Origin of the sequence: Komagataeibacter xylinus (assembly GCF_031081985.1) — a bacterium.
In the GTDB taxonomy this organism is placed as follows: Bacteria; Pseudomonadota; Alphaproteobacteria; order Acetobacterales; family Acetobacteraceae; genus Komagataeibacter; species Komagataeibacter xylinus_E.
Map to the genome: position 1 here is coordinate 186,437 of NZ_JARWSK010000002.1, position 20,961 is coordinate 207,397.

Consider the following 20,961-nt stretch of genomic DNA (forward strand, 5'->3'; position numbering starts at 1 on the left):
CTTTCGCCATACGATCCGCTACGCAGAAACCACGATAGCGGAACAATAATGGATCGGATAATGACAGGTATGCGGAGCAGCATTATGGCCCGGACCGGACACGCCCGCCTGCGTGGCGCGCTTTGTGGGCTGGCTATTGCCCTGACCCCGGCCCTTGCCATGGCGCAGGACGCCGGTGGCCAGCAGCAGAACCCCATTCTGCCCATGCCGCCCGTGCCGGAATTCAAGCCCCTGCCTGCTGGCACCAAGCCTGCGGCGCCTGTTATCGGCATCTTCAACACCCAGCAGATCATGGCGCAGTCCACTGCCGTGCAGAAGCTGCAGACCGAGCTGGGCAACCGCCGCGAAGCACTGGTCAAGGACGTACGCGCCGAAGACACGCAGTTGCAGGCGCTGCGCCAGTCCATCATCAAGGCGGGCAAGGCCCCCACGCCCGAGCAGCAGCAGGACCTGCAGAAGCGCGTGATGGCCGACCGCACCAAGTTCGGCAACCGCAACCGCATTCTTGAAGAAGACGCGCAGGTCGCCCTCAATCAGGTGCAGCGTGAAATGCAGCAGGTCGTCAGCGCCATTGCCGCCGCCCGTGGCATGAACCTGGTGCTGCAGGCCGGCACCGCCGCCCTGCATGACAACAGCCTCGATATCAGCGATCAGGTCGTGACCTACCTCAATCAGGCGCTGCCCACCGTGTACCTTCCTGGCCCCACGGAAGACCCCGAGGAAATTGCCAAGAGCGGCAAATACCCTGTCATGCCGTTCCAGCCTGCTGATAACGGCGGCGAATAACCCCCAAAGTCCTTAATGATAAAAGTTTTTGTTGAGGCTTTTTTCAAACAGCTTCAAGGAACGCCGCCTTTTTAAAAAAAGGCGGTACCCAAAAACTTCTATCACTTTACCATCAATCAGTTACGACCCTGCCCCACCAGCAGGTTGAGCGCCACGCCGGACAGGATGCACAGCAGCACCCCGTTGCCCAGCAACAGCCGCGCCAGACCATTCATGTGCGTGAACAGGTCCGGGCAGGCCATGGGCAACAGTCCCAGCCCGAGTGATACGGCGGCAATCAACCCATTGCGCGTGCCTTCAAAGCGCACATGCAGCAATTCGCGTATGCCGCCCACCGTGGTCATGCCGAACATGACCAGCCCGCAGCCTCCCAGCACGGGGGCTGGCAGGGCAGCAATCAACGCCCCAAGCTTGGGGAACAGCCCCAGACCGATCATGACCACGCCTGCCGCCGCCACCACAAAGCGGCTGCGGATGTCGGTCATGGCGATCAGCCCGGTATTCTGGGTAAAGGCATTGTAGGGAAAGCTGTTGAACGCCCCGCCCAGCATGGTGGACAGGCCATCAGCGCGCAGCGCGCCTGCTATGGTCACGTCATTGACTGGCAGATCCACCACGCGGCCAATGGCCAGGCAGTTGCCGGTTGTTTCCGCCACGATGATGACCATGCTCAGCAGCATGATGAACACCGGCATGGCATGAAACTCGGGCAGGCCAAAGGCGAAGGGCGTGCTGATGGCGAACCACGGCGCCTCGACCACCATGCCGTAATGCCCTATGCCGCACAGGGCTGCAATCACGCTGCCCGCCGCCAGTCCCACCAGCACGCTGATATTGGACCAGACCCCCCGGCCCCATGCCTGCATGCCCACCGTGATGACAATGGTGACAAAAGCCAGCGCAAGGTTGGCCACGCTGCCAAACCCCGGCGCGCCGGGCGTGCCGCCACCAATCCACCGCCCCGCTACGGGAATGAGCGTGAGCCCGATGATGATGATGAGGCAGCCAATGACCACGGGCGGAAAAAAGCGCATGAGCCGCGCCATGACCGGTGCCAGTACCACCATGGCCAGCCCTGCCCCGATCACCGCGCCAAACACCGAGCGCACGCCATAGATCTGCCCGATGAGCAGCATCGATGCCAGCATGGCAAACGATGACCCCTGCACGATGGGCAGGCGCGAGCCGAATTTCCACACCCCCACGCTCTGTATGATCGTGGCGATGCCCGATGTCAGCAGCCCGCAATTGATCAGCATGACCGTCTGCGGGCCAGACAGGTGCATGGCGGCGGCAAAGACCAGCGGCACCGCCACCGTGCCCGCGTACATGACCAGCGCATGCTGCAGCCCGAAGGCAAACAGCATGCCCATGGGCAGCATTTCATCAACCGGGTGGGTTTTGTGTGCTGTCACACGCCCTCTCCACTTGCTGGTACACACCTGCGCAAGAAGAACCCCGCCTTCTGGTAAAGGCGGGGTCCGGCAGGCGCGAGGAGGATCAGAAGGAGGTGGAGACGGAGCCCGTCATGGTAAAGCGCGGCTCGACCATGAAGGAGTTGCCATCCGCATAGCGACCGTTACTGGCGCCATAGAACACGGGATAGGCAGATGAACCGCTCTGCTGCCCGGCATGGTAAATCGCTCCCATGGCCCCGGTCCTGACAATCGACCCGGTCAGGTTGGAGAAGTTCAGCTTGAAGGTAGGCGACTTGGCATACATGAACGGCTTGAAGTGATAGCCCAGCGACAGCGTATCGGTCACGTAACCCGGAATGCGCTCGCTGTTATCAATCGCTACCGACTGCGGACCGGTGTAATGCACGGCGGCATTGGCAAAGAAGCCCCTGTACTTATACGTCAGGCCAAAATTGGCCATGATACGCGGCGCCATGATGGCCTGCTGCCCCTTGGCGGCATAGGTGATGCCGGTCGTGGGGTCCGTGACGTTGGAATCCTGCGTCGCATGCAGGTATTCAAACGACGCGTAAGGGCTGAACCCGTGAATCGGGCGGCTTGCGATCATGGCGTCAAAGCCGCGCATGGTCTGGTTGCCACCTTCGATCGGCATGTACTGATTGGCGCCGATATAGGTGCTCAGAATACGGTTGGTCACGTTGTAGTTGAACAGTGACAGGTCAAACATGACATATTTGTCGTGATACCGGTAACCCAGCTCTTCCTTGATGGAATACTGGTTTTTCAGCATATTTTTCGGACCCGGGCTCAGCCAGCCCAGATCGTTGGCAGACGGCTCGCGATAATCACCTTCGGCATTCACATAGATCTGGTGATGGTTGTTGAAGGTGTAGCCAATGGAAAGCTGCGGCAGCGGCTCGGTCGTGTTAGCTCCCATCTTGCCGGTCATGGAACCATTCTTGCCGTAAACCCATGATCCCGTGTTGGGATTCGACGTCCATCCCTTGTCCCATGCATCGGACATGACAAACTTGAAGCCAGCATGGATCTGCAGCTTGTCGTTAAAGTACTTCGCCGTATCCTGAATGAACAGGGCATGCAGTTCATAACCCGCATTCACCCCCGTCGTACCGAACGACGTGTCCTGATAGGCGGACCAGTTCGGACTCGGGGCCGCACCATTGGCCATGGTATTGCTGGTCGGATAGTTCTGGATCGTCTGGTTGTTTTCATACCAGTAGCCGAACGACAGATGGTTATGCCTGTCGATATCATAACCAAGCTTGGCGACCACACCGACCTGACGGGCTTCGTTTTCCTGGAAATACGCCGTCTGGTTCGGGTTCTGCTTTACATTCCAGTACGGACCGCTCGCATTGGTGCCGGAAGACGGCACATAGGGCGTGCCGTTACCCGGTGAGGCATCCCAACCCTGACCAAAGCTGAAATAGGACTGCAGGTCGAACGTAAATTTGGCAGGCAGCACCACATGGATCGGTGCCGTCAGGAAGATCTGGTTCCAGTGGTCGTTATTGTTCTTCCAGTAGTTGTCGCTGGTGGGGTCGGAGTTGCGGCCATAACCTTCGCCCGTGCGCTTGTAGTTTTCAAACGCGGTGCTGTCGGGGTAGGCATCGATGGTGAAATCCTCGGAGTTCCACGACACGAACAGCCTGGCGTTGGAGCCGTTGTCCCAGTCCTTCTGCAGGCCGAAATCGATGTGCTTGCGCTGGTTGATGCCCGAGCCCATCCATGAACGCGAATGCGTGTTGGAGAACGAGAAATAGCTGCGCACGCCAGTGTGGCCGATCTCACCCGAATCCAGCCGGATGAACTCGCGCGACATGTTGTTCGTGCCGTACGAGAAATCCATCATACCGCCGAATTTCTTCGATGCCGTGCGCGAACGCTGGTTCATCACGCCGCCTGCGGCCGACATGGCGGGCAGGTCGGTGGCGGAACTGCCGGGCGTTACCTCCACGCTTTCAATGTTTTCGGAATCGATATCCTCGTTCAGGTATTTGGCTGCTTCCGCCGGTGCGCCGTCAAGCATCAGCCCCATGTCGAGGTCGGTCAGGCCACGGGTCTGGATCTGGCCACCTTCCATGCCCGACGGGTCCGGCGTGGTCACGTTCATGCTCGGCAGATTCTTGACCAGGTCGAGCGCCGTGCTGGTGGGGCTGCGCATTTCAATGAACTGCTTGCCGATGGTCTGCACCGCATGGGGCGCGGTTTCCTGGCGCATCATGCCACCGCCACCATCACGCACCTGGCGCGAGGACGCCACGCGGATCTGTTCGGGGGCTGCGGTGTCCGTAACGCCTGCGGGCGCTGTGGCCCGCTGCTTCGGTGCCGCCGCCTGCCGGACCGGTGCGTGGTGATGAGTGGTGGTGGCATCCGTGGTGGCCACCTGCGCCCATGCCTCGCTGCCCGTGGCGATGCACATCGTGCCCACCAGGCAGGACACGGCCCGCAGGTGCGTTTTCAGCCCCGGCCTGCGCAGCCCGGCCAATCCGCCCTGCCCCGCCGCATTGCGCACCTGCTGTATCACGACGTTATAGATATCCCGGCCCGTCTTCATTCATTCCCCCCGCAAATCTTTCCGGCAGCGCGCCACTGCGTGCAGCCATGCAGTTTTCAGCGGCAGCCATCCCCGTCTGCCGTACTGACAGCATTTTCCGTCCCGTACCGGCCATGCTGAACTAGTTGCGGAAACTGAACATTCCGCCTTTCTGTTGACTTATGAAATACACTTGGGCAGGCCAAGCTTAAAAAACGCAACAGAGTGTTTATCTATCTGGAAACCGGGAATGGCCCCGTGGGGGTAATAATGCCTATCCCGCTATAAACCAACGATTTTACATCGTTCTGTTTTCCATTCGATATGAAATGCAGCCGCCAGTTCAGCCCCAACAATGTGGGTTGCGTGCTTTTTATGCTACAGCCCGCCAAGGCCATATGCCCTAAAAAACGGCATTTCATATCCATGCCGGACACATGAAAAAGCGGCCCTCCCCGCAAGGGAAGGACCGCTTTTCAGGTCACGATGATGCGTGGTGAAAACGGAGCGCTTACTGCGCGTCCATGAACTGATCGCTTCCCATGATCCCCAGCTTGGTCACGCCAAGGCGCTGTGCATCCGCCATGACATGCGCCACGACCTTGTAGCTGGCCAGGCGGTCGGGGTGGATGTGCATCTCGGGCTGGACCGGCTGGGCCGCCGCATCCTTGAAGCGGGACTGGAGGTCCGCCTCGCCTGCAACGGGTTCGCCATTCCAGGTGATGGTGTTGTCAAAATCGATAGCCACCGTATCCACAACCGGGTCGGGTGCGGCTGAAGGCGGCGGGTTGCCCTGCGGCAGGTCGATCGAGACTGAATGCGTCTGGAGCGGGATGGTGATGATCAGCATGATCAACAGCACCAGCATGACGTCAATCAGGGGCGTGGTATTGATATCGACAATACCTTCGTCCTCGGTCGTGCTGTCTGAGCCGACATTCATGCCCATGGTGTCTACTCTCCCCAATGTGGCCGGGGCATGAACCCCGGCCGGGAATGGATATCAGCCGTGTGGCTGCTCAGTGATGAAATCGACGTGAACGATGCCAGCCTGCTGGCAGGCTGCAATGACCTTGCCCACACCTTCGTATTTTGCCGTCTGGTCACCGCGGATCTGGATCTGGGGCTGCGGGGTTTCCGCAGCCGCATGCTCCAGGTGCGATTCCAGGTCGGCATAGCTGGTGAGCGGCGTCTCGTTCCAGTAGGCCTGCCCGGTCGGCGTGATCGCCACGACGATGTTGTTCTGCAACGTCCGGGTTGGCTGGTTAGCATCCATGGGGAGGCTAACCTTGATGGTATGTGTCGCGACGGGGATGGTGATCAGGAAGATGATCAGCAGCACCAGCATGACGTCGACAAGCGGTGTGGTGTTGATGGCCGACACCACCTCGTCTTCATCGCCGCCACCTCCAACTTGCATACCCATGATCAGGCCACCCGGTTGTCGATAGTCGTGGTTGTGGGGGAGTTGTCGGGATGGATGGTGATTTCCGCGCCATGGCGGTAGCCACCCATCAGGATCGACTGCACGTCGGCTGCGAAGTTGCGCACCTTGTCGATCGCACCCTTGTTGCGGCGGACGAGCAGGTTGTAACCCAGCACGGCGGGAACGGCGGTGCCGAGGCCGATGGCGGTCATGATCAGCGATTCACCAACCGGGCCTGCAACCTTGTCGATCGAAGCCTGACCCGCGATGCCGATGGCGGTCAGGGCGTGATAGATACCCCAGACGGTGCCGAACAGACCCACGAACGGCGAGGTGGAACCCACGGTGCCAAGGAAGGCAAGGCCGCCCTGCAGCTTGGTCTGGATCACGTCAACCGAGCGCTGGATGGACATGGTGGTCCAGGAATGCAGGTCGATGGATTCCTGCATCGTGCCTTCATGGTGCTCGGCGGCCTTCACACCCGTATCGGCAATATAGCGGAACGGGGAGTTCGCGGGCAGCGCTGCAGCGCCTTCCTTGATCGAACCCTTGGTCCAGAAATCGGTCATCACCTGCTTGGCGGCGTTCATCACGCGGGCCTGCTCGAAGAACTTGGTGATCATGATGTACCAGGTGCCCAGCGACATGAACACCATGATGAGCAGCACGCCACGGGCGATGAAGTCACCATTGGCCCACAGTGCGCCAAGACCGTACGGATTGCCCTCGGGCGCCTTGGGGGCATCGGCCGGGGGGGCTGCGTCAGCGGCAGGTGCGGGTGCCGGCGCAGGGGCTGCCGGCGCGACATCAGCGGCGGGGGCAGGTGCTTCGGCGGCCGGGGCGTCGGTGCCCGGAGCCGGGGCTGCGGGTGCGCCAGCGCCATCGGTGGGCGGGGCGGAAACCGCCGGAGCCGTGGCCGCATCGTTCGCGGCCGGGGCGGCATCCTGCGCCAGCGCCGCAAGCGGCGAGGCAGCACACAGCATGGCAGCGAACGCGGCCGAGGCAACAAGAGTGTGTTTACGATGCAGTCTGATCATTTAACCAAAATCCTCTGGAGCAGGATGTTTTTTTCGCGATGCGGCGGGGTGCTGCCGGCCCCCGCCGCGCCTGACCTAACACTCAGGCTCAGTCGTTCAGACTGAACGTGATCGTATAGAGATGGTGGAACTCCTTGACGGGCACACCATTTTTGACTGCCGGCGCATAACGTGAGCGGCGGACCGCCTTCAGAGCTGCGTCGGCAAATGCCTGGCCACCTTTTACGCTGACCACCTGGCAGTTGCTGGTCACGCCGGTCGGCTCCACGTCACAGGCCACGGACACGACGCCCTCACGACCTTCTTCCGACATGTCCTCCGGATATTCCGGCACGACATGGTTCAGCGGCGACGTGCCTGCCGAGTGATCGGGCACGGGCGGCGCGTTGGAGACGGGCGCATCAGCCGGCGGTGTCGCCTTTGCGGGCGGCATGGCCTTGGGCGGCTTCTCGTGCGTCACCTTCATCGGCGGCGGCGGCGTCGGCACCTGAATCTTCGGCGGCGGAATATACGGCGGCGGCGGCTGCGTAATTTCCGGCGGCGGGGGTGGCGGCGGCGGTGGCGGCGGAGGAGGCGGCGGCTCCTTGATCATGTGCACCTCGACCGGCGGCTTGGGCGGCTCCTGCGGCGCATCTGGCGGCGAGCTGAGCCCGAACAGAAGCGCGAGCACCAGCAGCCCCTCGAATGCCAGGACGAGGGCAAAAACGATTACCTTTTGTAGTGTGTTATCACTCTGTTCCGCATACGTCATACCCATACCTCACTCAGAACGGCATAGTTTTTAGGAAGGATTATTACAGAATTTGTTCTGGATGTTCTGATTTCACCAATTTGACTACGGGAGTATGACCAGATTTCTACGAAACGACTGATGCGATCCGCCTTGTTCTCCCCGGCTTGACCCTGAAGCACGATAATCCTCTTTCCCGGCGGAACGGAAAAGCATGACAGTCGTAGCCTCCGGCAGTCCATACGCCAATGCACGGACACTGGATGCATCCTGCCCTGACAAGCCAAGCCAAGCCATTCATTCATCACGTTTTATCCATAAACATTATTAACATCTCGAAATCAACCCTGATCTTATATGAAATATTTTTATGTGATCCTGCTGCCCTGCAGGCCACTTCCTTCATGGCAAAACGCTACCATGAAGCTGTGTTTCACCCGCATGGCAGCCAGACAAAAAACCGTTCGTTCCAGCTTGATCAAAAAAAAAATCCAGTCAAGCAAAGTGTTAAAAAATGTAGAGAAAAATCCGTTCACACCCGTGCGGGGCAGGCCGATCGGCAGCATATTACTTATTCGATATGAAACAGGCCACGCGCAACACAGGCGGCAACGGCCATGCCGCCCCCGTCGCTGGCTCCCTGCCCCAAAAGGCTCAGGCCGCGCCGTCGCGCACCACGTTGCCAAAGCGGGGCAGCGCATCGGGGCCGGGCTGATAGGCCAGCGCCTCGCCCTGCTTGACCATTTCGAGGCAGGCGGTGAACGTGCTGCTCCATGCCGAGCGCCGCTGCTCCACGCGCCGCGCGCCCTGCGCCGCCCCATGCCGGACGGAATCGGGCAGCATGCGGTCCAGCGGCACGGGTTTGCGTGCATGGGCCAGGCAGGCGCGCACCCGCACGCGCGCCTCCTCGACCGAGAACAGGTCAAGCTGCACCGGGGCGTAAAAGGGCGCGGCCTCGGGCATGGCGCCCCAGTTGCCATCAAACACCGCAAGGCAACCCCACAGGAATTCGATCCGGTCCACTTCCCAGGCAGCCGATTCGTCACGCAAGGCAGGCTGCGCGCCGCCAAAGGCATGGACATCGCGCCCCAGTTGCGCGCGCGCCGCCAGCCATCCCGCCAGTTGCGCCGCCTGCTCGGCCGCGATCAGGCGCACACGCAGGTCCTGCGCCTCCTGCGCCGCCTGCTGCTGGCGCGGATCATCGGCGGGCAGCAAAAGCCGCGAGCGCAGCAGCAGCAGGCCCGACGCCATGACCGCCCACTGCGCCTTCATGCCCAGCGGCAGGGCGGCATGCGCCCGCGCCGCCTCGGCCAACTGGTCGATCAGGGCCACGATATCCAGCCGGGTCAGGTCAATTTCACGCGCATGGGCCAACTGCACCAGATGCGTCAGGTCCCCCTGATACGCATCGAGCATGATGACCGGCTCGGGGCCGGGCCGTGCGGGGTCGAACAGGTCGGGCTGGCCGGTCATGTCAAAGGCCGCGCGGTCAGGCGGAAGGTCAGTTGGGGGTAGTGCTCCTCCATCCGCCGCACCACGGGCGCTGGCGTGCCGCCACGGGTGAAGAAGCCATACACCACGGCCCGATGCCCGCGCGGCAGCCGCCTGCCCGCCTTGCGCCCCGGCAGCGGCGCCACCTGGGCGGGCGCTTCGAGCACACCCCAGTTGGCCATGAGCCAGTCACGGGCATCGGGGTGGGTCGCGCCAAGGTGCAGGATGCGCTCGGGCACGGGCACCAGGCGGTTGAAATCCAGCGGGCAGGCGCCATCAGGGCGCAGGGCGAGGCGGGCATGACGCGCCTCCGCCGCCGCGCGGAACTGGCGGGCCAGGATGCGGCAGCCTTCCACCGACAGGCCGCCCCGGTCCTGACCGGGCCTGTTGGCGCCTATGGCCAGCGCGAACATGTCTTCTTCCACGCGCTCCGCATCGAACGGCCACGGAATCAGTCCCGGCCCGGCAGCTTCGGCAGCAAAGGCCGTCATGGCCGCATCAGACCCATGCACCAGAAGGTGCCATGCCTGCCAGGGCAGCGGCCCCGCAGGCGCGGGCCAGGCGGATAGTGGCCGCCGCCCCCGGCGCGCGGGCGGGCGGCGGGCCGGGGCAGCGGCCCCTTCTTCCTCGCGCGGGGCGGTGGCAGGCGGCAGGTCGGCCCAGGGCAGGCGCAGGGTTTCAGTCATGGGCAAGCAGTTCGGCATAGGGGCGCAGGGCGCGCGGATCGCGATAGCGGGTGCGCTGGCCCAGAGCCGTGGCATCCATGCCATGGCGCAGGGCCTCGACAATAAACCCCGCCCGCAACGCATGGGCGCTGAGCCGGGCCACGGTGGCGGGTGGTACTTCGGCCATCAGCGCCCGGCGTTGCAGGATGCGGGTCACGGCATAGGGGGTCAGCGCCCGGCCGCCCACGCGCTCCCCCTTGGAGATGGCGCGGAACAGCGGCCCGGTCTGCCGGTGCGCCACCTGCTGCCAGGCCGTAAAGGCTGCTGCCGGGCACAGCTCGCGCTCCTGCGCCACAGGCAACGCAATGGTTGGGGCCTCATGGCCGTCGCGCACCGTCAGCATTACCGCCTGAGGGGTAAGGCGCACATCTTCCACCTGCAGGCCCACCAGTTCCGAACGACGCAGCGCACCCGCGAAGCCGAACAGCAGCAGGCAGCGATCACGCAGGCCGCGCACGCCGTCGGTGCAGCGTTCGGACATGGCGCGCAGCATGGCGGGCGTGACCACGGCGGAAGGCGGCGCGGGGCTGCGGGCCTGCTCCAGCATCTCGGCCAGCGCCGCGCGGATAAGCGGATGCGTGACATCCCACGCCAGACCATTGAAGCGGTGCATCTTGCCAATGGCGGCAAGGCGGCGGCGAATGGTGGCGGGGGCAAACCTGCCCAGACTGCGCAGGTAGGCCGCCACTCCATCAGGTGCTGCGGGAATGGGGGAAATCGCGTGTTCCGCGCACCACTGCGTAAAATGCACCCAGTCCGCCCGGTAGGCGCGCAGGGTGGCCGTGGCCTCCCGCGCGGGGGCCTCCTGTGGTGGGATCATGGGCACTTCCTGCCGGGCCGGATCAGACCAGTTCCATCCGGTTGACATCGACCATGCCGAAATCCGTGATCTTGAGGTGCGGGATCACGGGCAGCGGCAGGAAGGCCAGTTGCAGGAACGGCTCATCAAGCTGGCAGCCCAGGGCGCGGGCGGCGGCACGCAGCACCTCAAGCCGGTCGCGCACGGTCTCGAACGGCGCATCGCTCATCAGCCCGGCCACGGGCAGCGGCATGTCGGCCACCACCGCGCCATCGCGCACCACCACAAAGCCGCCGCCGGTCTTTTCCAGATGGTTGACCGCCAGCGCCATGTCGGCATCGTTCATGCCCACCACGCATATATTATGGCTGTCATGCCCCACGGATGAGGCCAGCGCCCCGCCAGACAGCCCGAAGCCCTTAACGAAGCCCCGGCCGATATTGTCGTTATGCCCATGCCGCGCCACCACGCAGATGCGCGCGATGTCCTGCGCCCCGTCAGGCTGCACGATGCCATCCACCACCGGCAGGTCGGCATGCAGGAAGGGTGTGATGATCTGGCCGGGCAGCAGACCGATCACGGGGCGCTGCGTGCCGCTGCCCCTTATTTCCATGTCCGCCGCACTGACCGGGGCGGGCAGGCTGATGCTCTCCAGCCCCACGGGGGCAATGACCTCACGGGCGGCAAACAGCGCGTCATTCACCAGACGGCCCGCGCTGATCACGTCCGACACGCGGCATTCACGCAGGTCATCAAGCAGCACGATATCGGCACGCTTGCCGGGCGCGATCATGCCGCGATCCCGCAGGCCAAAGGCGTTGGCCGCACTGAGCGAGGCGCTGCGATAGGCAGCCAGCGGCTCGACGCCCAGCGAGATGGCCAGGCGGATCAGGTAGTCCAGATGGCCTTCATGCGCGATTTCCAGCGGGTTGCGGTCATCGGTGCAGAAGGCGAAGAACGGCGACGTAACCGGGTTGAGCAGCGGCACCAGTGCACGCAGGTCCTTGCACACCGAACCTTCGCGGATCAGCACCATCATGCCCTTGCGCACCTTCTCCAGCGCCTCTTCGGCCGTGGTGGCCTCGTGGTCGGTGGTGATGCCTGCGCTCAGGTAGCCATTGAGTTTGCGCCCGCGCAGCAGCGGGGCATGGCCATCAATATGGCCACCGGCAAAGGCTTCCAGCTTTTCCATACAGACCGGGTCGCCATTGAGCACGCCGGGGATGTTCATGAACTCGGCCAGGCCAATCACCTTGGGGTGGTCGCGATAGGCCAGCAGGTCGGCAGCGCCAAGCGTGGCGCCCGAGGTTTCAAGGTGGGTGGACGGCACGCAGCTTGACAGGTTGACCCGCAGGTCCATGACCGTGCGCAGCGCGGCTTCGGTAAAGTAATCCAGCGCCGGGCGGCCCAGCACGTTGGCCATCTCGTGCGGGTCGCATATGGCGGTGGTCACGCCGTGGGGCAGCACGCAGCGATCGAACTCGAAGGGCGTGATGAGCGAGGATTCGACATGCAGGTGCGTATCGATGAAACCGGGCACGGCAATGCGGCCATGCCCCTCGATCACGTTCGTGCCCTCATAGTGGTCGAGCGTACCGACAATGGTATCGCCACAGATGGCGATGTCGGTTGGCAGCAGTTCCCCTGTCACCAGATCGAACAGGCGCACATTGCGGATGACGGTATCGGCCACCATGCGCCCGCTACCCTGTGCAATCCGGCTGGAAATCGTGCTTGCTGCCATCCTGTCCCGCTTCCCCATAAAAATGATGCCTGCCTGCACTCTATCACAACGGCGCGGCTGGCAAATCGGCACACGAATTCTTTTTCAGGCCCTGCGCCCCGCGCGCCCCTGCATGATTGACAAGACAGGCGCGATTGATGATCCTGACCGGACCAAGGGGAGTCCCGGCAAGGGGCTGAGAGACCGCTGGCAGGGGCAACCCTGCGCGCGGAGACCCTTCCGGGCGCATTGTGCGTTCCGGGGAACCTGATCCGGCTCATACCGGCGGAGGGACTGGTGCGGACAATCGGCAACACGCCGCCTGCCCCCGGCACGCGGCCGCCCGCATGAGGCGTGGCATCCCCGGTTTTCTCTCCATACCCCCTGTCGGAGAGAGGATGCGAGGAGCACTGCCATGACCACCGCCGCTTCGCCTTCATCTCCCGACCATGTCACCACCGGCCCCATCATGGGGTCCGTCAAGGTCTGGTCATCGCCCGATGGGCATGCGGATATCCGCGTGCCATTCCGCGAAATAGCACTCGAACCCAGCGCCAACGAACCGCCGGTGCGCGTGTATGACACCTCCGGCCCCTATACCGACCCCAATGCCCACATCGACGTGCGCCAGGGGCTCAAGCCCGTCCGCGCACCGTGGATCGTAGCCCGTGGCCTGCCTGCCGTCAGGCCGCGCGCCGTCCGCCCGGAAGATAACGGCTTTGCCAAAGGCGAAAACCTGGTCCCCGCCTGCCCTGCGCCGCATGTGGTGCATGAGGGGCGGTCGGGCCAGATGGTCACGCAATACGAGTTCGCGCGTGCAGGGGTCATCACACAGGAGATGATCTACGCCGCCCACCGCGAAAACCTTGGCCGCGCCACCATGGTCGAAGGCGCCGAGGACCGCCGTGCCAATGGCGAGGATTTTGGCGCGGACATCCCCGCCTTCGTGACGCCTGAATTCGTGCGCTCCGAAATTGCCGCAGGCCGCGCCATCCTACCCGCCAACATCAACCACCCCGAGCTTGAGCCGATGGTGATCGGGCGCAACTTTCTGGTGAAGGTCAACGCCAATATCGGCAATTCCGCCGTGACCTCATCGGTGGCGGAGGAAGTGGAAAAGATGGTCTGGTCCATCCGCTGGGGCGCGGATACGGTCATGGATCTTTCAACGGGGCGCAACATCCACAACATCCGCGACTGGATCCTGCGCAACGCCCCGGTGCCCATCGGCACGGTGCCGCTCTATCAGGCGCTGGAAAAGGTGGGCGGCGTGCCCGAGGACCTGACATGGGACATCTTCCGCGACACGCTGATCGAGCAGGCAGAACAGGGCGTGGACTACTTCACCATCCATGCGGGCGTGCGGTTGCAGCATGTGCCGCTGACCGTCAACCGCGTGACCGGCATCGTCTCGCGCGGCGGCTCGATCATGGCCGGGTGGTGCCTGCACCATCACCGCGAGAGCTTCCTGTATGAGCATTTTGAGGAAATCTGCGACATCATGCGCCGTTATGATGTCTCGTTCTCGCTCGGTGATGGCCTGCGCCCCGGCTCGATTGCCGACGCGAATGACGCGGCCCAGTTTGCCGAACTCGAAACGCTGGGCGAACTGACAAAAATCGCCTGGGCCAGGGGCTGCCAGGTCATGATCGAGGGGCCGGGCCACGTGCCCATGCACAAGATCAAGGTCAACGTGGAAAAGCAGCTACGCGAATGTGGCGAGGCCCCGTTCTACACGCTTGGCCCGCTCACGACCGACATCGCCCCGGGCTACGACCACATTACATCAGGCATCGGTGCCGCCATGATCGGGTGGTTCGGCACCGCCATGCTGTGTTACGTCACGCCCAAGGAACATCTCGGCCTGCCTGACCGCAATGACGTGAAGGTGGGGGTCGTGACCTACCGCATCGCAGCCCACGCCGCGGACCTGGCCAAGGGGCACCCGGCGGCGCAGATCCGTGATGACGCCATCAGCCGCGCGCGATTCGACTTCCGCTGGAACGACCAGTTCAAGCTCTCGCTCGACCCCGATACGGCCTGTTCGTACCATGACGAGACCCTGCCGCGCGAGGCGCACAAGAACGCGCATTTCTGCTCCATGTGCGGCCCCAAATTCTGTTCCATGCGCATCAGCCACGACCTCAAGGCCAATGCCGAGCGCATGGCCGGGCTGGAACAGAAAAAGGAAGAGTTCCGCAGCCACGGCAACCGGCTCTATGTGCCGGTGGATGAGGCTGCGACGCCTGCGGAATAAACAGATGGTTCCGGATGCCGCCTTTTTTCAAAAAGGCGGCATTCCTTGAAGCTCTTTGAAGAAAACTTCTATCGGCATTCTACCACAGGGATGGTGGATGCCGCCATGAAGGTGGCCAGTTCCAGCGATGCTGCAAGGTAACATGAGCGGTCTGGCCAGCCTGCGTGCTGACCGCACTGACCGCCACATCACCGGGATCGCTGCCGATCATGGTCACGACATACCACGCACCGGCAGGCAGATCGCCAAATGTGAAATGCCCGTCAGGTCCGCAGGTCAGGTGCCGCACGTTCTGTGCCACATCGGCAGGCGCAAGGGTTGTATTCGTCAGGGTATTGTAGCGGAACATGTTGTCCACCGCCCGGTCAAACGGGGCACCCTGCGGCATGAGCAGCACGTCATGACCCGCACAGGTGAACAGCGCGCCCTTGCCCGTACTGTACCGGATCAGCCCCCCATGCCCGTTTGGCACGCTGGCATGCCTGAAGACCTGCCGGTAGGCATAACCGGCCAGTTGCGCCGTGCCCGGCGCGCGTGACCATGTCGTATCAGCCGGCACGGCTTTCGGTTTCGCATGGCCCGTGCAGGCGGCAGACAGCAACAGAATACAGAATGCGGAAATCCTTATGGCCGGGGTCAATCTGTTGCCTGTCATGAATCAGGGTACCGGGAATTGTCTGTTTTAAAAATATTCACCACAAACCCGGATCATTTCCTGCCCAAAATTTTCATGCAATGTTCCAGCTTTTCAATGCAGTCCTGTATGGAACGCCTTTGCCAGGGCCAGACTTTCCCTGATCCTGTAAGTCGTCTCGCGCAGGGGGTAATCGGTTCCCACAGGACCGCCTCGATCTCCTGATCCATCATGTCACGCGGGCCTTCATAGATCATTTTTTGAGGTTTCCGGTCTGGATCGGGAACAATCAGGGGCGCGGACTCAATCGACCAGGGCTTCGGCCTCACGCCGCACGGCGGTTGCAGCACCCTTGCGGCGCGACATGCGGAATCCGCCTGACCATGACCCGGCAATCCGCCACTCCCCCTCAATTTCGGTGCTATCGGCATTGAGCAGGCCGGTATAGAGCACCGGGTGCTGGCGGTTCCCGCTGCCGTCATAGGTTTTGGTAAAGCGCACGGTCACGCCATGGCGCTGGCCCTGCACGGTGGCGATGAAACATGCTTCCGCCTGCGGCGCGCGTTCCGTGACCGTGCCGCCCAGCATGGCCCCCGCCTCAAACAGCGATGCGGAAAACGACTCCGGTGGCAGCGCATGGGGGTAGCTGAACTGCCCCTCCCACTGGCCTGTCACATCCAGCCGGTTCGCATCCATCGTCTCTGGCCTCCAGCCCTTCTGCCGCCCGTAGCAGCTTCATGTGAATCAACTTCAATAAAAAACGGGCCATGCCTTATGGCATGACCCGTCTGTTTAATGCCAATGACCAAACCCGGGCACTCAGCAGAAATAAAAGTTTTCGGATGCCGCTTTGTGAAAAAAGCTTCACCAGAAACTTTTGCTCCTGTCAGATGACCTTTTCCACCCAGCCATGGGTGTCGGGCGCCGTGCCGCGCTGGATGCCGATCAGGGCATTGCGCAGCTTTGCCGTTACCGGGCCAATGCCCGCGCCATCGCCAATCACCGCCTCGCCCTTGTGGCTGCGGAAGCGCCCGATGGGCGAGACCACCGCCGCCGTGCCGCAGGCAAACACTTCCTTCAGGCGGCCCGAGGCGGCATCGGCATAAAGCTGGTCGATGGCATAGGGCTCCTCGCGCACGGTCAGGCCCATCTCACGCGCCAGGGTGAGCAACGAATCGCGGGTGATGCCGCGCAGGATGGTGCCGGTCAGCGGCGGGGTGGCAACCGAGCCGTCATCGAACACGAAGAACACGTTCATGCCGCCCATTTCCTCGATCCAGCGGCGCTCCACCGCATCAAGGAACAGCACCTGCGCGCAGCCATGGCCCTTGGCTTCCTGCTGAGCCAGCAGGCTTGCGGCATAATTGCCGCCGCACTTGGCCTCGCCCGTGCCGCCGGGGGCGGCGCGACAGAAATCGGACACCCACACGCTCACCGCTTCCGCCCCGAAATACGCCCCCACGGGCGAGGCAATGACCATGAACAGATATTCCGACGCGGGCTTGACGCCAAGGAACGTCTCGCTCGCAATCATGTAGGGGCGGATGTACAGGCTTTCATCGGGCTTGCCCGGCACCCAGGCATGGTCCACGCGCACGAGCTGGCGCACGGCCTCGACAAACATGTCTTCGGGCAGTTCGGCCATGGCAAGGCGTGCGGCTGATTTGCGGAAACGCGCGGCATTGGCCTGCGGGCGGAACAGGGTGATGCCCCCGTCCGCCGTGCGGTAGGCTTTCATGCCCTCGAAAATTTCCTGCGCGTAGTGCAGCACGGCCGCTGCCGGGTCGAGGGTGAGCGGCGCATAAGGCTGTACGCGGGCATCATGCCACCCCTTGCCTTCCTGATAGCGGATCACGACCATGTTGTCGGTAAAGACACGCCCGAAACCGGGATTGGCCAGAATTTCCGCCCGGCGCGCGGGCGATACCGGGTTCGCGGAGGGTGAAAGCGTGAAGGGAAGGGAAGTGGCGCTGTCCATAGCCGTTATTTCTCTTTCATCATGGCGCTGGCGCGCCATACGGAGCGCGCCCCTGCCCGCCTCAAGCCGCGGGCAACCACATCAGAAGTTCACCAGAACATTGCGCCGGTCAACCCCGCCCTGTGCGCATGACCCCTGCTTTTACGCCTTGCCCAGCACAAAACCCAAGGCGCGCAGGGTGGCGGGCAGGTGCTCGCGGCCATGAAGTGCCGCCACATCACCAAGCCGCGCCACCACGCTCTCGCTCCAGCCCCGCGCGCCCGTGCGGCTGGCCTCAAGGCAGGCATCATAAGCCTTGATGCTGGCATCATCGGTAGCAGTGGCGGGGTTGTAGCGTTCTTCATGTAGCACCGCAGCCTGCGGCAGGCGCGGCTTGATGGCGGTGGGGCGGGCGCGGTCGGGGTAGCCCACGCTCATGCCAAACAGCGCGAATGTTCTGGGCGGCAGGCCAAGCTCGGCGGCAATGGCCTCGGGCTGGTTGCGCACGGCGCCCACGTACACGATTCCCAACCCGTAGGATTCAAATGTCGCCGCCGCATTCTGCCCTGCCAGCGCCGTATCCACCACGCCGCCCAGAAATGTATCGAGGCAGTCCAGCCCCGGCAGTGTGTGGCCCTGCGCGTGGCCCACATGCTCAAGGCGCGACAGATCCACCACCCACGCAAGGAATAGCGGCGCCTGCGCGATGAAAGCCTGATCGCCCGCAATCTTGGCCAGCCGGGCGCGGCGCGCGGGGTCGCGCACGGCAATCACGCTCCACGCCTGCAGGTTGCATGAACTCGAGGCCGACTGGGCGGCGGCAATCGCCGCCTCCACCACGCCTGCGGGCAGGGGGGCGGGGCTGAAATGCCGCACGGAGCGATGCGCCATAAGGCTGCGCGCCACCGGGCTTTCGGGCAGCGGCTGCGCAGGCGGCTTCGTGCCATAACGGGCCTGCCACAGCGCGTTCATGGAGGACTGGGCGGAAAAGGAAGTAACGGGACTGTCGGACATAGGCATGCCTCCTGCCTGTGCAATGCTGGCTGAAAAAGCAGCACACCACAGCGCAACAGGCACAGGTAGCGGGGCGATCTCACACCTGCCCTGCGCATTTTCATGCCACGGGCTGGCGCATGGCCTCCATGCGCCAACCGCCCGTTTATGCACGGCCCGATTTCTTGAAAATTCGTTTTCAGATCAGTTACTTATCGCAATCCGTCCATCACGTTCATGCGAAGTCACACGGCTGTAAATAGCGAAGACCCGCCTCAAGGGCGCATGAAGGCCCCCACACCCCTGTTCTCACCCCCTGCAAGGAAACCCGTCCGCATGTTCGAGGCCCTCATGATCCGCCAGGCCGATGGCGCGACCACCACCCGGCTGGAACAGGTCGATCCCGCAAGCCTGCCACAGGGCGATGTGACGGTTGAAGTCGCGCAGTCGAGCCTGAACTACAAGGATGCGCTGGCCATGACGCGCGGCGCGCCGGTGGTGCGGCATTTTCCCATGATTCCGGGCATCGACCTTGCAGGCCGCGTCCTTCATTCCGATGACCCGGTCTTCCGCCCCGGCGATCAGGTGCTGGCCACTGGCTGGGGCCTGGGGGAAAAGCATTGGGGCGGGCTGGCTGGCATGGCCCGGCTGCCGGGGCGGTGGCTGCTGCCGCACCCGGCGGGCCTGTCGGGGCGGCAGGTGATGGGAATCGGCACGGCGGGCTTTACCGCCATGCTGTGCGTGATGGCGCTGGAAGATGGCGGACTGACGCCTGCCTCCGGCCCCATCATCGTGAGTGGCGCGGGCGGCGGCGTGGGCGGCATGGCTGTGATGCTGCTGGCCCAGTTGGGCTATCAGGTGGTGGCGGTAACGGGGCGGGCGCAGCTCCAGGCCTATCTGACCAGCCTGGGTGCTGCCGAAGTGCTCCCGCGCGAGGCGCTGGCCCCTACCGGCAAACCGCTGGAAAAAGCGCGCTGGGCGGGCGGGATTGACGTGGTGGGGGGCGAAGTGCTGGCCACGATGTGCGCCTCCGTCACGCATGGCGGCACGGTGGCGGCCTGCGGGCTGGCCGGGGGCATGGCCCTGCCGCTGACGGTGGCCCCGTTCATCCTGCGCAATGTGCGCCTGCAGGGAATCGACAGCGTGATGTGCCCCCGCCCCCGCCGCATGACGGCCTGGGCGCGGCTGGCGCGTGACATCGACCCCACGCGGCTGGACAGCATGCTGCATGACGCAACCCTGGCCGAGGTGCCAAACCTCGCGCCGCGCCTGCTGGCGGGGCATATCCGCGGACGGACGGTCGTTCACCTCAACTGATTGAAAATAATAAAAGCTTTTGGGCACCGCCTTTTTTCAAACAGGCAGCGTCCTTTGAAGCGTTTTGAAAAAAGCTTCACCAGAAACTCCTGCTTTTGAAGCAGGCAATAAAAAACGGCAGGCGCGAGGGGCGCATGCCGTTCTTCACATCAGGCCATGCGGGGCAGATGCCCGCGCCCCTTAGTGGCAGGGGAAGCCAAGCAGATGGCGGCCATCATGCACGAATTCATGCACGTAATGGCCGGAAATGAGCGAGGTCGCCCCCTGCTCCGCGCCCACGAAGTAGATCAGCAGCGAGGCCAGAACCAGCCCGAACACACCCCACGGCAGCAGGTCGCGCACCGGGATGGCAACCGGCGGGGCGGCAATATTGGCGGACAGGACGGATGTGTCTTGGCTCATGCTGAAAAACTCCATGGATCATGCTCGACCCGGAGCAGTATGGCATGACAGGGCGGCATGCAATGCCCTTGCCGTGTAACCGGATCAGCCACCATGGTTCCAAAATCGACCGGCAAGGTCAATCATCCATTGCTCGCCCCACCCTTTCAGGCCACGCAGGGCAACATGAACCAGAGCCTGACCTGCATCGCCCTGCCCGCGCCCGATGACCTGCGCCGCGGCATCATACCCGCGCGTGACGCGGCACCCGCCCTGCCCTCGGGCTTCATGGACACCCTGCCGCCAGCCGACTGCCTTTTCGTGCCCCCCGCCCTGGGCCACGCCATCGGGGCCGTTGCCTGCGAAGCCATGCCCGCCCTGAATGCGGCTGACATGGGATCATGGCATGGGCTGTCGCTCAAGGCCCTGCCCCCTGCCGATCTGGCCCGCTGGGTGGGGGATGCCAGCTTTGCCCCGCCGGGAGGGGAAAGCCGCGACTCGCTGCTGCGCCGCGCGGGCGCATGGCTGGCAGCCCTCTCCCCAACGCCCGCACGCATGCTGGTGCTGGCCGATGCCACGATCATCCGCGCCCTTGCCATCGCGGCGCTTGGGGGCGATGGCGCCATGATGGCACGGCTGGATATCGCCCCCCTGACCCGCACGGTGCTCACCCGCCACGCCACATGGCGGCTGGCCACAAGCGGCGCGCCCTGGCCCTGAAACCAGCCGT

The 20,961-nt window shown here is 63.4% G+C and carries 20 protein-coding genes; 5 read left to right on the plus strand and 15 right to left on the minus strand.

Annotation, left to right across the window (positions count from 1 at the left end; translation table 11 throughout):
• Positions 1-69: 69 nt before the first annotated feature.
• Positions 70-786: an OmpH/Skp family outer membrane protein gene (locus tag QEG70_RS04655; RefSeq protein WP_374762554.1), complete on the plus strand. Its 717-nt coding sequence runs from the start codon at positions 70-72 to the stop codon at positions 784-786.
• A gap of 116 nt (positions 787-902) precedes the next feature.
• Here QEG70_RS04655 and QEG70_RS04660 read toward each other — a convergent pair whose 3' ends face one another.
• The 6 genes from QEG70_RS04660 to QEG70_RS04685 all read right to left on the minus strand — a co-directional run bounded on the left by QEG70_RS04660 (position 903) and on the right by QEG70_RS04685 (position 7,981).
• Complete coding sequence (locus QEG70_RS04660; protein WP_308719602.1) at positions 903-2,201, minus strand: nucleobase:cation symporter-2 family protein; 1,299 nt, start codon at positions 2,199-2,201, stop codon at positions 903-905.
• An 85-nt stretch (positions 2,202-2,286) separates the two neighbouring features.
• Positions 2,287-4,782 (minus strand): TonB-dependent receptor, encoded by a 2,496-nt coding sequence (locus tag QEG70_RS04665; RefSeq protein ID WP_308719603.1) that lies wholly within the window; start codon positions 4,780-4,782, stop codon positions 2,287-2,289.
• Positions 4,783-5,272: 490 nt separating this feature from the next.
• Positions 5,273-5,710, minus strand: coding sequence for an ExbD/TolR family protein (locus tag QEG70_RS04670; protein WP_078525813.1), 438 nt, complete (start codon positions 5,708-5,710; stop codon positions 5,273-5,275).
• A gap of 54 nt (positions 5,711-5,764) precedes the next feature.
• On the minus strand, positions 5,765-6,187 hold the full coding sequence (locus QEG70_RS04675) for an ExbD/TolR family protein (RefSeq protein ID WP_308719604.1): 423 nt from the start codon (positions 6,185-6,187) through the stop codon (positions 5,765-5,767).
• 2 nt (positions 6,188-6,189) lie between these two features.
• Positions 6,190-7,224, minus strand: a complete 1,035-nt coding sequence (locus QEG70_RS04680; RefSeq protein ID WP_308719605.1) for a MotA/TolQ/ExbB proton channel family protein — start codon at positions 7,222-7,224, stop codon at positions 6,190-6,192.
• 88 nt (positions 7,225-7,312) lie between these two features.
• Entirely contained in the window at positions 7,313-7,981 is a 669-nt protein-coding gene (locus QEG70_RS04685) for an energy transducer TonB (protein WP_308719606.1), read from the minus strand.
• Positions 7,982-8,217: 236 nt separating this feature from the next.
• Between QEG70_RS04685 and QEG70_RS04690 the strand changes: the two genes are divergently transcribed.
• Positions 8,218-8,538 carry a hypothetical protein gene (locus tag QEG70_RS04690; RefSeq protein WP_308719607.1) on the plus strand — a complete coding sequence of 107 codons (321 nt, stop codon included), beginning with the start codon at positions 8,218-8,220 and terminating at the stop codon, positions 8,536-8,538.
• 70 nt (positions 8,539-8,608) lie between these two features.
• Here QEG70_RS04690 and QEG70_RS04695 read toward each other — a convergent pair whose 3' ends face one another.
• Genes QEG70_RS04695 through ade form a run of 4 tightly spaced genes read right to left on the minus strand, consistent with a single transcriptional unit; the run spans position 8,609 to position 12,713 of the window.
• On the minus strand, positions 8,609-9,427 hold the full coding sequence (locus tag QEG70_RS04695) for a hypothetical protein (protein WP_308719608.1): 819 nt from the start codon (positions 9,425-9,427) through the stop codon (positions 8,609-8,611).
• A complete protein-coding gene (locus tag QEG70_RS04700) occupies positions 9,424-10,131 on the minus strand; it encodes a hypothetical protein (RefSeq protein ID WP_308719609.1) in 708 nt (235 codons plus the stop codon). Before QEG70_RS04700 ends, QEG70_RS04695 begins: the two co-directional genes overlap by 4 nt.
• Positions 10,124-10,990: a tyrosine-type recombinase/integrase gene (locus QEG70_RS04705; RefSeq protein WP_308719610.1), complete on the minus strand. Its 867-nt coding sequence runs from the start codon at positions 10,988-10,990 to the stop codon at positions 10,124-10,126. The genes QEG70_RS04700 and QEG70_RS04705 overlap by 8 nt, the downstream gene beginning before the upstream one ends.
• A gap of 22 nt (positions 10,991-11,012) precedes the next feature.
• Positions 11,013-12,713 carry an adenine deaminase gene (gene ade / locus QEG70_RS04710; protein ID WP_308719611.1) on the minus strand — a complete coding sequence of 567 codons (1,701 nt, stop codon included), beginning with the start codon at positions 12,711-12,713 and terminating at the stop codon, positions 11,013-11,015.
• A 394-nt stretch (positions 12,714-13,107) separates the two neighbouring features.
• Here ade and thiC point away from each other — a divergent pair, with 394 nt between their 5' ends.
• Positions 13,108-14,949 (plus strand): phosphomethylpyrimidine synthase ThiC, encoded by a 1,842-nt coding sequence (thiC, locus tag QEG70_RS04715; protein WP_308719612.1) that lies wholly within the window; start codon positions 13,108-13,110, stop codon positions 14,947-14,949.
• 79 nt (positions 14,950-15,028) lie between these two features.
• On the opposite strand, the gene QEG70_RS04720 is transcribed toward thiC, so the two are convergent.
• The 4 genes from QEG70_RS04720 to QEG70_RS04735 all read right to left on the minus strand — a co-directional run bounded on the left by QEG70_RS04720 (position 15,029) and on the right by QEG70_RS04735 (position 18,554).
• A complete protein-coding gene (locus QEG70_RS04720) occupies positions 15,029-15,508 on the minus strand; it encodes a hypothetical protein (RefSeq protein WP_308719613.1) in 480 nt (159 codons plus the stop codon).
• 378 nt (positions 15,509-15,886) lie between these two features.
• A complete protein-coding gene (locus QEG70_RS04725; protein WP_308719614.1) occupies positions 15,887-16,279 on the minus strand; it encodes a hypothetical protein in 393 nt (130 codons plus the stop codon).
• Positions 16,280-16,469: 190 nt separating this feature from the next.
• On the minus strand, positions 16,470-17,561 hold the full coding sequence (locus QEG70_RS04730) for a branched-chain amino acid aminotransferase (protein ID WP_308719615.1): 1,092 nt from the start codon (positions 17,559-17,561) through the stop codon (positions 16,470-16,472).
• Between the two features lie 141 nt (positions 17,562-17,702).
• Positions 17,703-18,554, minus strand: coding sequence for an NADPH-dependent oxidoreductase (locus tag QEG70_RS04735; protein WP_308719616.1), 852 nt, complete (start codon positions 18,552-18,554; stop codon positions 17,703-17,705).
• Between the two features lie 315 nt (positions 18,555-18,869).
• On the opposite strand from QEG70_RS04735, the gene acuI reads away from it, so the two are divergent.
• Positions 18,870-19,850: an acrylyl-CoA reductase (NADPH) gene (gene acuI, locus QEG70_RS04740; protein WP_308719617.1), complete on the plus strand. Its 981-nt coding sequence runs from the start codon at positions 18,870-18,872 to the stop codon at positions 19,848-19,850.
• A 180-nt stretch (positions 19,851-20,030) separates the two neighbouring features.
• Here the strand turns inward: acuI and QEG70_RS04745 are convergent, their stop codons facing one another.
• Positions 20,031-20,252: a CbtB domain-containing protein gene (locus QEG70_RS04745; protein ID WP_061275445.1), complete on the minus strand. Its 222-nt coding sequence runs from the start codon at positions 20,250-20,252 to the stop codon at positions 20,031-20,033.
• A 93-nt stretch (positions 20,253-20,345) separates the two neighbouring features.
• On the opposite strand from QEG70_RS04745, the gene QEG70_RS04750 reads away from it, so the two are divergent.
• On the plus strand, positions 20,346-20,951 hold the full coding sequence (locus tag QEG70_RS04750; RefSeq protein ID WP_308719618.1) for a histidine phosphatase family protein: 606 nt from the start codon (positions 20,346-20,348) through the stop codon (positions 20,949-20,951).
• The last annotated feature ends 10 nt before the right edge of the window (positions 20,952-20,961 follow it).